Origin of the sequence: Devosia sp. LC5, assembly GCF_000735585.1 — a bacterium.
In the GTDB taxonomy this organism is placed as follows: Bacteria; Pseudomonadota; Alphaproteobacteria; order Rhizobiales; family Devosiaceae; genus Devosia.
Window position 1 is genome coordinate 1 of record NZ_JNNO01000001.1, and the last position, 12,556, is coordinate 12,556.

Genomic DNA, 12,556 nt, shown 5'->3' on the forward strand with positions numbered 1-12,556 from the left:
TGCCTGAACCCACGCCCGCGCCGACCCCCGAGCCGACGCCAGCACCCGAGCCGACGCCCGCTCCGGCCCAGGCCCCTGCGCCGACACCGGCTGCGCGTCCGAGCAGTCTGGCGCAGCTGCGCCAGCAATTTGCCGCCGCCGAAACCGAACGCCGCCGGCGCGAGGAAGAAGAACGCCGCCGCCAGGCTGAGGCCCAGCAGCCCGCGACTCCGGCGCCGGACCCGCAGCCCAATCCGCCCCAGCCCGCCCAGCTCGATTCCGCGCTGGCGGACGACATTTCCTCGATCATCAATCGGGACAATACGACCGGCGCCACGACCGGGCAGGGCGGCTCACCCACTCTGGGCGACACCACCGGCACTTCGGCTACGCTCAGCCAGACCGAGATCGGGGCGCTGGTCGCCAAGATCAAGCAGTGCTGGTATCTGCTGCCCAATGAAGAGGCGAGCGGGGCGGAAGTCGTCGTCAATATGCGGCTGCGGCAGGATGGCTCGCTTGCCGATGTGCCGCGCATCGTCTCGGTCAGCCAGCAGCCCGAGGCCATCGGCATCGCCCAGAAGGCGGTCGGCGCTGTGAATAGCTGTGCCCCCTACAGCATGCTCTCGGCCAACACTTATGACCAATGGCAGAATATCAACGTCACTTTGCGTCCGTGACATCTTGGAAGCGCCTTTGTCTGGCAGCATTGTCGACGAATGGCAGGAATGGAGACTGAAATGACCCTTCTCACCCGGCGCAACGCCCTCAAGCTCGGTCTGGCCGGTGGCATTGCCATGGCTGCCGCCGCCAAGGCCAGCGCCCAGCTCAACATCACGGTCGAGGGCGCCAATTTCCGGCCCCTGCCGATCGCCATTCCCGATTTTGCCTCGAGCGATCCCACTTTCGGGCGCGAGATCGCCGAGATCGTGCGCAATAACCTGCGCCGCTCGGGCCTGTTCCAGCCGCTCGATCCGGCCTCGCTGCCCTTGCAAGTGGGCGACGTGAACGCCACGCCCGATTTCAACACCTGGCGCACCGCCAATGTGGACGCATTGGTGATGGGCGCCGTCGAACGCGGCGGGCAGATTTCGTCCTCGGTGCGCGTATGGGACACACGCCAGGGCGCCCAGGTGGTCGGCAGCAGCTACAATACCGATCCTAATTCCTCGCGCCGGGTCGGCCATATCATTTCGGACGCCATCTATTCCAACCTGACCGGCGGCGGCGGTTATTTCGATACCCGCGTGATCTACGTGGCCGAAAGCGGTCCCAAGGCCAATCGCGTGCGGCGCCTGGCCATCATGGATCAGGATGGCGCCAATTCGCAGTATCTGACCGATGGCAGTTCCATGGCGCTGACGCCGCGCTTCTCGCCCAATGGCGACATGGTCACCTATATGAATTTCGCCAATGGCAATCCGCAGGTCTTCCTGCTGCAATTGTCCACCGGCCGCCAGCAGCAACTGGCCTCGGTCGGCGCCATGACCTTCGCGCCGCGCTTTTCGCCCGATGGCGGCACCGTGGCCTTCTCGGTCGAGCAGGGCGGTGCCACCAATATCTATTCGGTCGGCACGGGCGGCGGGCAGCCCATGCAGCTGACGTCGGGCGCCGCGATCGATACCGGCCCCTCCTATTCGCCCGATGGCAGCCGCATCCTGTTCGAAAGCGACCGGGGCGGCTCGCCGCAGATCTATATGATGGGCGCCAGCGGCGGTAACGCGCAGCGCATCAGCTTTGGCCAGGGCAGCTATTCCACCCCGGTCTGGTCGCCCAATGGCGACCTGATCGCCTTTACCCGCCAGTCCGGCGGCCAGTTCAATATCGGGGTGATGAATCCCGACGGTTCGGGCGAACGCATGCTCTATTCGAGCTTCCATGCCGAAGGCCCGACCTGGGCACCCAATGGACGCGTCATCATGTTCTTCCAGGACCCGGGCGGCAATGACGGCCCGCGCCTGATGAGCATTGATATCTGGGGCCGCAATCTTCTGACCATCCCGACCGATGGCTATGCGTCCGATCCGGCCTGGTCTGGCCTGCGGGCTTAAGTGTTTGGGGCTGCATGAACATGATTTCGTGTTGCCCCACTTAACCTTAACGCGCTCTGTCCCACCCTCTGTGGCCAATCTGCACCATCACAAAAAAGCCCGGATTTCCGCCACATTTGTGCCCCGATAGGCAAACATTAACCAGACACGCAAACGCGGTCTTAAGAATAAGCGCGGTAAATGCCGTCCTTAAGATTGTAAGCCTTTCAGGAGCCTCCATTGGCCATTTCCGCACCCCTCAACACCGCGTTGCGCGCATTCGCAATGCTGCTCTTCGTCGTCGCGATTGCGGCCTGTTCCCGCACCCCCAATGCGATGCCGACCGGTGTCGGCAATCTGGGCCCCGGCGGCGGCGCCCCCGGCAGCCAGCAGGAATTCCTTGTTTCGGTCGGTGACCGCGTGTTCTTCGAAACCGATTCGAGCAATTTGACCCCGACCGCTATGTCGACGCTGGACAAGCAGGCCGCCTGGCTCAACCAATATTCGAACTACCGCATCATGATCGAAGGCCATGCCGACGAGCGCGGTACCCGCGAATACAATATCGCCCTGGGCGCCCGCCGCGCCTCCATCGTGGTCAATTACCTGACCTCCAAGGGCGTCAATGGCCAGCGCATCACCAGCCAGTCCTTCGGCAAGGAACGCCCGGTGGCCATCTGTAACGACATTTCCTGCTGGAGCCAGAACCGCCGCGCGGTTACCGTGGTCCAGTAAGACAAAACCGGCCCTGCCGATTGGCAAGGCCGAAGCGATCCAGTGCAAACTGGAGGCAAGAGCGCCCGGAGCCCCCAAAAGGGCCCGGGCGCTTTCTTTTGACCAAAATTGGCCTTTATTGCCTGGCCTCCAAAGGTTCATGGTGCGCCGTGCAGTCACGACGCGTTTGGAGGCTTATTGCTTTGACGACCATTCATTTGAAGGCGCGACTGGTGCTGGCGACGGCGTTGGCCCTCGTTGTGGCAGCCCCGGCTTTCGCCCAGTCCGCTGCGACGCCGCCAGCCCTGGTGGGCCGTACGCTGAGCGACGAGACGCCGCCGGTTCTGGTAGCGCAGGCCAATGACACGGCAACGCTGATGCTGCGTATCCAGCAGCTCGAGGAGCAGATCCGCTCGCTCAATGGCCAGGTCGAGGGACTGACCTTCCAGCTCACCCAGATACAGACGCTGATGCAGCGCCAGAGCGAGGAAAATGCCGCGCGCTTTCAGGCGCTCGAAGGCGGTGCGCCGGGAAATCCGGCGGGCGCGAGCCAACCTCAGGCTTTGCCGCAGGCCCCTGCCGACGAATCCACTGTGCCGCTGACCGATATTCCGGCCCAGGGCGTGCAGCCGCTGCCGGGCGAAACCGAGTTCGACCCAACGTTCGACGATGGCAGCGTGCCGATGGACGATCTGGGTAATTCCAACGATCCGCTGGTGGGCACCGGCCGCACTGGCGGGACGGATTTGACCACGGGTGAGCCGCTCGACCTGACCTACGATCCGGCCGCCGGCCCCTCGGGCAATCCCGATGCCGATGCGCAATTCCGTGCCGGCTACGAGGCCCTGGCGCGCGGGGATTATGGCTTTGCCGAGGATCAGTTCAGCCAGTTCATCGAGCTTTACCCGGACAATCCCCAGGTTACCGACGCCGCCAATTGGCTGGGCGATGCCCTATTGCAGCGCCAGGCCTATAGCGAAGCGGCCGATGTGCTGCTCAACGCCTTCCAGAAGGCGCCGGACAATCCGCGGGCGCCCGAATTGCTGCTCAAGCTGGGCATGTCGCTCTCCGGCGCCGGTGAGCGTGAAACCGCCTGCCGTACCTTTGCCGAAGTCGATCGCCGCTACACCACGCTGCCCGATGCCGTAAAAGGCCGCCTGGCCGAGGAAAAGACCAAGGCCGAATGTCCGCCCGCTTGACCCCCGATTTCGACGACGCGGCGGCGCTGGACCAGCTCTTCGCGGCGGTCGCCTGGGAACGGGCGATCGGGCTGGCCGTGTCTGGCGGCGCCGATAGCCTGGCGCTGCTGCTGCTGGCCCATAGCTGGGCCAGTGCGCGCGACAATGCGCCCGTCTTGCATGTCTATTCGGTCGATCACGGCCTGCGTGAGGCAGCCGCCGCCGAAGTCAAAATGGTGCTCGCTACTGCCAAGCGGCTGAGTATCGCCGCCAGCGGTCTTAAATGGAATGCGCCCAAGCCCGTGGCCGGCCTGCAGGAAGCGGCCCGGATCGCCCGCTACCAATTGATCGGCGATGCCATGGCCAAGGACGGGGTCACCGTCCTGCTGACCGCCCACCATCGCAACGATCAGGCCGAAACCGTCTTGATGCGCATGGCCCATGGCAGCGGCATCGAGGGCCTCAAGGGCATGTCGGCCATGGCCGTGGTCGAGGGTGTCAGGGTCCACCGTCCGCTGCTCGATACCGATCCGGCGGCCCTGCGGGCAGTGGTGGATGCGGCGGGGCTCGTGCCCGCCGAAGACCCGTCCAATAATGACGAGCATTATGAACGTGTGCGCTGGCGCAAAGCCCTGCCGCAATTGGCAAGCCTGGGGCTCGATGCTGCTGCGCTTTCGGTTTTTGCCGAGCGCATGGCGGAAGCCGATGCGGCGATTGCGCAGATGGCCGAGAGCTGCTTTCCCGCCCTGGTGCGGCTGGATGGATTTGGTTCGGCGCGGATCGAGCTGGCCGGCTTTATCGGCCTTAGCCCTGCCATTTCCGTGCGCGTGCTCGGCCGGGTGCTCAACATTGTCGGCGGGCGGCAAAAGCCGCGCGCGCTGGGGCAGGTGGAGCGGCTGCGCCAATCCATTGCCGATGGCGCCCTGCCCAAATCCACCACCGTTCTGGGCTGCGTCATCCGCCTCAAGGACGATGCCGTGGTGATCGCCCGCGAACCCGGCCGCGCCGTGCCGCCCGACGCGATTCTGCGACCCCATGCCGAACTGGTCTGGGATGAGCGTTTTCTCATCATCAACGGTTCGGACGAAAGCGATCTCACCGCCAGCGTCGCCGATTACCTGCCCCGCCATCGGCTCGAAGAGTTTTTAGGCTTCAAGGTCCCCGCCCCCGCCGAAGCCATCCGCACTGCCCCCATCGTCCGCGACGCCGCCGGCGGCGTGCTGTCGCTGGGCGGCTGGTCATTCGATGAACGCATCTCAGTGAAGCTGCTGATCGACTGACCCGAAACGTCCTCCTGGATTTTGTTTAGGCCTAACTTGATGATGGGGTTGCGCGATCGCCGCCGGAGCGGTGGCCCAGCGTTTGGAATCAGCGGCGATGGCGAGACCAGGGTCCCGGATTGGGTCGTAAAAAAAGGTGAAACCAAGGTCTCGCCATCGCGCCGGGTCTTGTCGTGCCTGTCCGACCAGCCACCCTTTCGGGCCGCATGCGGTGCCGGGGGCTCAAGGCGTTAAGCCTGCTGTCGCCGATCCGGTCCTACACCCGACTGCAATCATCCACATCAACACGTGAGCCTGGGCGACCCCATGCTCCCCAGCCATCCCCACGCTCCTCACTCGTCATGATCGCGCTTGGCGTGGGTGACGAGGGGATGATGGCATGAGCTGCGGCGGGTGGGGATAAGGGGAATAAGTTGGGGTGGGATGTTGACGGACCGGCTCCCGCACCCTCTCCCAACCTCCCCCGTCGAGGGGGAGGTGCTGGCCTAGTGGGTGGGCTGCATGGGGGGCGGAATGACGGCCGGCTGGTGTGGCACCGCAACCGCCGGCCTATTCCGCCGCCTGGCTCGTGCGCATTGGGCGGCGGGCCATGATTTCCTTGAGGAAGGTGCCGGTGTGCGAGCGCGGATTGGCCGCGATATCCTCGGGCGTGCCGACCCCGACGATCTCGCCGCCGCCATCGCCGCCTTCGGGGCCCAGATCAATGACCCAGTCGGCAGTCTTGATGACTTCCAGATTATGCTCGATGACGATTACGGTATTGCCGCCATCGACCAGCTCATGCAGCACTTCGAGCAGTTTGGCCACGTCGTGGAAATGCAGGCCCGTGGTCGGCTCGTCCAGCATATAGAGCGTGCGGCCGGTGGCGCGCTTGGAGAGTTCCTTGCTCAGCTTGACGCGCTGCGCCTCGCCGCCTGAGAGGGTGGTAGCCGGCTGACCCACCTTCACATAGCCCAGGCCGACGCGCTGGAGCGTGGCGAACTTGTCGCGAATGACCGGCACGGCGGAGAAGAAATCGACGCCCTCGTCAATGGTCATGTCCAGGATGTCGGAGATCGACTTGCCCTTGAACTGCACTTCGAGCGTTTCGCGATTGTAGCGCTTGCCCTTGCACACATCGCAGGTGACGTAGACGTCGGGCAGGAAGTGCATCTCGATCTTGAGCACGCCATCGCCTTCGCACTTCTCGCAGCGCCCGCCCTTGACGTTGAAGCTGAACCGCCCCGGCCCATAGCCGCGCGCCTTGGATTCCGGCAGGCCGGCAAACCATTCGCGCAGCGGGGTGAAGGCGCCGGTATAGGTGGCCGGGTTGGAGCGCGGCGTGCGCCCGATCGGGCTCTGGTCGATATCGATGACCTTGTCCAGGAATTCGAGCCCGGTGAGGCTTTCATGCGGGGCAGGGACCACGCGGGCACCATTCAGTCGCCGCGCAATGGCCTGATACATGGTGTCGATCATCAGGGTCGACTTGCCGCCGCCCGATACGCCGGTGATGGCGACGAACATGCCCAGCGGCACATCGACCGATACGTTCTTGAGATTATTGCCGGTCGCGCCTTTGACGCTGAGCGCCTTGCCCTTCTTGGCCACGCGCCGCTCCGCCGGCAGGGGAATGCCCATGCGGCCGGAGAGATATTTGCCGGTCAGGGAATCGGGATGGTTGAGAATGTCCTGCGGCGAGCCCTCGGCCACGATATGGCCGCCATGCACGCCGGCGCCCGGCCCGATATCGAGGACGTAATCGGCGGTGAGGATGGCGTCTTCGTCATGCTCGACCACGATGACCGTATTGCCCAGGTCGCGCAACCGCCGCAATGTATCGAGCAGGCGCGCATTGTCGCGTTGATGCAGGCCAATGCTTGGCTCGTCGAGCACATAGAGCACGCCGGTCAGGCCCGAACCGATCTGGCTGGCGAGGCGAATGCGCTGGCTTTCACCGCCCGACAACGTGCCCGAATTGCGCGACATGGAGAGATATTCCAGCCCCACATCGTTGAGGAAGTTCAGCCGCTCGGTGATTTCCTTGAGAATGCGTTCGCCAATCTGCTTCTGATTGGGCGTGAAGCGCTCGGGCAGGGCGGCGAACCAGTTCGAGACATTGCGGATCGACTGCTCGGTGACCTGGCCGATATGCAGCCCATCGATCTTGACGGCCAGCGCCTCGGGCTTGAGCCGATAGCCGCCACACGCCACGCAGGGCTTGGCCGACATGTATTTCTCGATTTCCTCGCGCATGCCGGCACTTTCGGTTTCCTTATACCGGCGCTCGAGATTGCCGATCACGCCCTCGAAGGGCTTGGTCGTCTTGTATTGGCGCAAGCCATCGTCATAGACGAAATTGATCGGCGTCTTGTCGGTGCCATAGAGCACGGCATGCTGCACCTCAAAGGGCAGGTCCGACCAGGCGGTGCCGGTCGAGGCGCCGAAATGCTTCACCACGGCCGAGAGCGTCTGCAGATAATAAGGCGCACTGGTCTTGGACCAGGGCAGGATGGCACCATCCTTGAGCGACAGGCTCGCGTCCGGCACGATCTGGTCCGGATCGATCTTCTGCTCGGTGCCAAGGCCGTCACAAACCGGGCAGGCGCCGAACGGATTATTGAACGAGAACAGGCGCGGCTCGATCTCGGCAATGGTGAAGCCGGAGACCGGGCAGGCGAACTTTTCCGAGAACGTGGTCTGGCGCGGCGTGCCATCCTCGTTTTTCTCATCGGCGTATTCGATCAGCGCGATGCCTTCGGCCAGCTTCAGCGCGGTTTCAAAGCTCTCAGCCAGGCGCCCGGCAATATCGGGGCCGACCACCACGCGGTCCACCACCACTTCGATATCGTGCTTGAACTTCTTGTCGAGCGCCGGAGCGTCCTCGATCTCGTGATATTCGCCATCGATCTTGACGCGCTGGAAGCCTTTGCGCATCAGGTCGGCCAATTCCTTCTTGTACTCGCCCTTGCGGCCACGTGCGATCGGCGCCAGCAGGAACAGCCGCGTGCCCTCGGGCAATTCCAGCGTGCGATCCACCATCTGGCTGACAGTCTGGCTTTCGATGGGCAGGCCGGTGGCCGGGGAATAGGGAATGCCGACGCGCGCATAGAGCAGGCGCAGGTAATCATAGATCTCGGTGACGGTGCCAACCGTAGAGCGCGGGTTACGCGATGTGGTCTTCTGCTCGATGGAAATCGCGGGCGACAGGCCCTCGATATGCTCCACATCGGGCTTCTGCATCATTTCGAGGAATTGCCGCGCATAGGCGCTCAGCGATTCCACATAGCGCCGCTGCCCCTCGGCATAGATAGTGTCGAAGGCCAGCGAGGACTTGCCCGAGCCGGACAGGCCAGTCATCACGATCAGGCTGTCGCGCGGCAACCGCACGTCGATGCCCTTGAGATTGTGTTCGCGGGCGCCGCGCACGACGATCTCCCGGTTCTGGCTGGGCTTTTGCATCATTGTCGACGTCCATGGCTGGCTGCGCCGTGTGGGCACAGGGCGGCAAATTAAATTCGTATCATTGGGCTGGCAGCCTGCAGAGATAGGAGCCAGCGGGCTTGGCCGCAAGCGGCCATCTTACCGGGCGTTGAGCGCCGGCGTTACCTTATCGTGTCAGGGCAGCTTTGCGCAAAACGCCTTTCCTTATCGCACAGGAACGTAAAAGGAACAAACTGGATTCGGTCAAGTCCCGGCATAGCCGAACACTCCATGCCAGGCGGCAAACAGGGCGGCCACGACAAACAACACGCCAGCGCCCCGGCCGATCCATTGGGTAACCTGCGGGTTGCCGATCAGCGCGTCGCGCCCCTTGGCCGCGGCCAGCGCCAAGCCGCCATAAATCAGCATCTGCATCAGCACTGTCATCACGCCCATCACCAACGCCTGCCGCCAGAGCGGGCCGAATTGCGGCCGGATGAATTGCGGAAACACCGCCACCACGAACATGTAGGCCTTGGGATTGAGCAGGCAGGTGATCAATCCCTGCCGGAACGCGACCCGGCCCGACCGGCTCGGCGCCTTGCCGATATGATCCACCGTGATCGAACTGCGCACCAGCGTATAGCCGATCCATGCGATATAGGCGGCTCCGACGAGGATCATCGTCCGGAATACTTCGGCTGGCAGTTGCGTCAGCACGCCGACTGCCAATGCGCCGAACAGTGTATGCACCGCGCCGCCCAGCATGATCCCGCCCGTCGCCATGAGGCCCGCCCGCCGGCCACCCGTCAGCGCATTGGCCAGCACGAAGAACATATCCATGCCGGGCACGATGATGATGCCGAACAGCAGGATGAAGTAGAGCCAGAGCGCCTGGGCGTAATCCAATCATGGTCTCGCATGGGGTGAGGACGGTCTGCGTTGGCTTGGCCGAGCCCTGCTGACAATCTGTGTCAGCAGCGATCTTGACGTCCACGCAGAAATAGAACATATAGGGAACATGTGTGGAAGGCCAGCGATCACTTCTGTTCAAAACGCCAAGTTTGGCGCGCGGGACGGGGCGGGGCGGAGTAAGGTCTGGCGATCACGGGGCTTGTTGCCCCGGCAACGAGATATGTGAGCGTCCTGGCGGCACAGCGGCCCGGGACTGAATTGAAAGGATTTTTGCTATGGCAGGCAGCGTCAACAAGGTGATCCTCGTCGGCAATCTGGGTGCCGATCCCGAAGTGCGCAATCTGCCGAGCGGCGGCAAGGTGGTGAACCTGTCCATCGCCACCTCGGAGCGCTGGAAGGATCGCACCAGCGGCGAGCAGCGCGAAAAGACCGAGTGGCACCGCGTGGTGATCTTCTCGGAAGGCCTGACCCGCGTGGCCGAAAGCTATCTGCGCAAGGGCAGCAAGGTCTATATCGAAGGCCAGTTGCAGACCCGCAAATGGCAGGACCAGTCCGGGCAGGACAAATATTCCACCGAAATCGTGCTGCAGGGCTTCAATTCGAACCTGACCCTGCTCGACGGCCGCGGTGATGGGGACAATGCCGGGGGCGGCGATGGCGGTTTCCGCAGCGCCGACAATGGCGGCGGCTTCCGCGGCGCCCGTCCTGCGGGTGGCGGCGGCGCCCAGCGTCCGGCCTCCAACGCCCCGGCCTTCGAGCCCGGCGGCATGGATGACGATATCCCGTTCTGATCCGGTTGCGTTCCGGCAAGACTTGGAAAAGGGGGCCTGGTGGCCTCCTTTTTTGTTTCTGCTGGGAGCTATGCCCCGCGACCGCCGGTCGTGAAGGAGGCGAATTGCGGCAGGATCAGGCTGAACAGCCGGAATGCCAGGGCGCTGACGATCGCAATCACCAGCGGCAGCACGAGCCACAGCGCCAATCCCGTGAACGAGTTCGAGACTTCGACGCCCAGTGCAAGCACACCGAACAGGATGATGCCGTGGATGAGGTAGATGGGGAAAGCGTATTTGGCCAGCCGCGCCAGTTTTTGCAGCGCGCGCGAGCGATGGACCAGCGCTGTCAGCGTCCAGATGGTCAACCCGCCCAATATGCTGATCAGCAGGCCGCTGCTCTCGCTCGGATAGTAATAATGCGTCACGCAGGCCACCAGCAGTAGCGGGATAAAATACGGCCAGCTGCGGTCCAGGGCATCGAGGGGTACTTTGTAGATGGCCAGCGCCGCGCCGATGAAGAAGGCGATCAGCATCGGTGTGCGCAGGATGAGATTGCCGTCGAGATTGTACTCGGCGATCAGCACGCTGACCGCGATCACCGGGATGACATTGGCGCGCACCACTCGCGACGCCACGATGGCGATCAGCGAAATGACGAACAGGTCGCGCAGGAAATAGAGCGGATAGTTTACTGGCCGCGTGCTCCACGCCAGCGTCGCATCGGCCCAGGTCTGGGCATTGGCCGTCAGCAGATCGAGCCGCTGGCCGCTCAGGATGCCCAACCGTTGCGCCAGATAGAGGGCGGCCACCAGGCCCAGATTCCAGAACAGGAACGGCACCAGCAGCGTCCGGACCTTCTTCTCCACCGTCTTCATACCGCGCTGATCGGCATGTTTGGTAAACATGATGAAGCCCGACATGATGGTGAGAATGGTCACCGAGAAGCGCAGGAACGTGGCATTGGCAATAAAGGCCGGGTCCAGCGGCGTCAGCGCATTCAGGCTGCGCTCTGCGGGCACCGACAACGGGAAGTGGACATAGACGACCAGCACGATCAGGATCAGCCGCGCCAGCGAGAGCCGCTGGGAGAAAATATCCACCGCGTCGCGGGGCTTGCTGGTAGCCGCCGCCAAAGGGGCAGGGGCCGTTTCCAGGACTTCCGCAGTCATCGGCCGCTCCAATACAAGTTTGGTCGTGTTGGGACTGCGGATTAAGCAGCAGGGCCGGGTTAATGTGTCAAGCACGGCGCCGGGAAGGCGTCAGCATGGTGCCGGTTTTCTGGTAAAATATGCGATGGATTTCAGGTCGTTACGCGCGGGAGTTGTGCTCTGGGCGCAGGGCTGCGATGAGCCTATCGGGACCCGGCGGGCTATTTGTGGTCGGAATTGACCCATAGTCTGATTTCACCTGCGTAGATGAGGGCCGGTACCCCCTGTTGCCGGCGACGAGTGGCAAATATCAGCGTGAGATGGTCGATGAATAAACACGGATTTCTGGCGTATATTGCTCTTCCGGCCGCAACCATGGCGGCGGGCCTGCTGACGGCCTTGCCGGCCTTTGCACAACAGGCCAGCTTCTTCGACGATTTCGACAGTTTGAGCAGCCAGCGCTGGTATGTCGCCGATGGCTGGGCCACCGGCACCTACCAGAATTGCACCTGGAAATCCGACCAGGTGAAGGTCGAGGACGGGATGCTCACGGTCGGTTTTGCGCCCAGCCCCTACAAGGACCGGCAATATAGCTGCGGCGCGCTGCAGACCAAGCAGGCGATCGGCTATGGCACCTTTGAAGCACGCCTCAAGACGCCGTCTGGCTCAGGGCTGAATGCCGCGTTTTTCAGCTATATCGGCCCCACCCAGGGCAAGCCGCATGACGAGATCGATTTCGAGGTGCTGTTGCGCGACACCGGCAAGGTGCAGACCACCACTTTCGTCAACGGCATCAGCGGCGATGGCGAAATCGGCAGCGGGCAGGACCATGATCTGCCCTATCCGTCGGACTCCGATTTCATCAACTACGCGGTGACCTGGACGCCCGAGACCATCCAGTATTTCATCAATGGCAAGCTCGTCCGCACTATCGACGAGGCGTTCCGCATACCGACCAATCCCCAGCGGATTTTCTTCAGCCTCTGGGGCTCGGACACGCTGACCGATTGGATGGGGCCGTTTACGCCCGTCACGGCTCCCATCAGGATGGAAGTGGACTGGGTGGCCTACACCGCCCTTGGCGAGACCTGCCAGTTCCCCGAATCCGTGCTTTGCGACTAGGCTATCCGTAGCCGCTGC

9 protein-coding genes and 1 pseudogene are annotated in these 12,556 nt (G+C 63.1%); 7 read left to right on the top strand and 3 right to left on the bottom strand.

Features of this window, described 5'->3' with window-relative positions:
* From FF80_RS21765 to tilS, 5 genes and pseudogenes are all read left to right on the top strand, one after another.
* Positions 1 to 656 (top strand): annotated as a pseudogene (locus tag FF80_RS21765) (hypothetical protein); the annotation flags it as partial.
* A 60-nt stretch (positions 657 to 716) separates the two neighbouring features.
* Positions 717 to 2,027, top strand: a complete 1,311-nt coding sequence (gene tolB, locus FF80_RS00010) for a Tol-Pal system beta propeller repeat protein TolB (RefSeq protein ID WP_052153002.1) — start codon at positions 717 to 719, stop codon at positions 2,025 to 2,027.
* Between the two features lie 225 nt (positions 2,028 to 2,252).
* A complete protein-coding gene (pal, locus tag FF80_RS00015) occupies positions 2,253 to 2,741 on the top strand; it encodes a peptidoglycan-associated lipoprotein Pal (RefSeq protein ID WP_035096984.1) in 489 nt (162 codons plus the stop codon).
* 182 nt (positions 2,742 to 2,923) lie between these two features.
* Positions 2,924 to 3,919, top strand: a complete 996-nt coding sequence (ybgF, locus tag FF80_RS00020; RefSeq protein ID WP_035096614.1) for a tol-pal system protein YbgF — start codon at positions 2,924 to 2,926, stop codon at positions 3,917 to 3,919.
* The gene (gene tilS / locus FF80_RS00025; RefSeq protein ID WP_052153003.1) at positions 3,904 to 5,178 is read left to right on the top strand and encodes a tRNA lysidine(34) synthetase TilS; all 1,275 of its coding nucleotides are present in this window, start codon (positions 3,904 to 3,906) and stop codon (positions 5,176 to 5,178) included. The genes ybgF and tilS overlap by 16 nt, the downstream gene beginning before the upstream one ends.
* Positions 5,179 to 5,727: 549 nt before the next feature.
* Here the strand turns inward: tilS and uvrA are convergent.
* Both uvrA and FF80_RS00035 read right to left on the bottom strand, forming a co-directional pair.
* Positions 5,728 to 8,619, bottom strand: coding sequence for an excinuclease ABC subunit UvrA (gene uvrA / locus FF80_RS00030; RefSeq protein WP_200877145.1), 2,892 nt, complete (start codon positions 8,617 to 8,619; stop codon positions 5,728 to 5,730).
* Positions 8,620 to 8,844: 225 nt separating this feature from the next.
* Positions 8,845 to 9,489: a LysE family translocator gene (locus FF80_RS00035; RefSeq protein ID WP_035096618.1), complete on the bottom strand. Its 645-nt coding sequence runs from the start codon at positions 9,487 to 9,489 to the stop codon at positions 8,845 to 8,847.
* A 281-nt stretch (positions 9,490 to 9,770) separates the two neighbouring features.
* On the opposite strand from FF80_RS00035, the gene ssb reads away from it, so the two are divergent.
* Entirely contained in the window at positions 9,771 to 10,286 is a 516-nt protein-coding gene (ssb, locus tag FF80_RS00040) for a single-stranded DNA-binding protein (RefSeq protein WP_035096620.1), read from the top strand.
* Between the two features lie 68 nt (positions 10,287 to 10,354).
* On the opposite strand, the gene FF80_RS00045 is transcribed toward ssb, so the two are convergent.
* Positions 10,355 to 11,437, bottom strand: a complete 1,083-nt coding sequence (locus FF80_RS00045) for an acyltransferase (RefSeq protein ID WP_035096621.1) — start codon at positions 11,435 to 11,437, stop codon at positions 10,355 to 10,357.
* A 306-nt stretch (positions 11,438 to 11,743) separates the two neighbouring features.
* On the opposite strand from FF80_RS00045, the gene FF80_RS00050 reads away from it, so the two are divergent.
* The gene (locus FF80_RS00050) at positions 11,744 to 12,538 is read left to right on the top strand and encodes a family 16 glycosylhydrolase (protein WP_052153004.1); all 795 of its coding nucleotides are present in this window, start codon (positions 11,744 to 11,746) and stop codon (positions 12,536 to 12,538) included.
* Positions 12,539 to 12,556 lie beyond the last annotated feature (18 nt).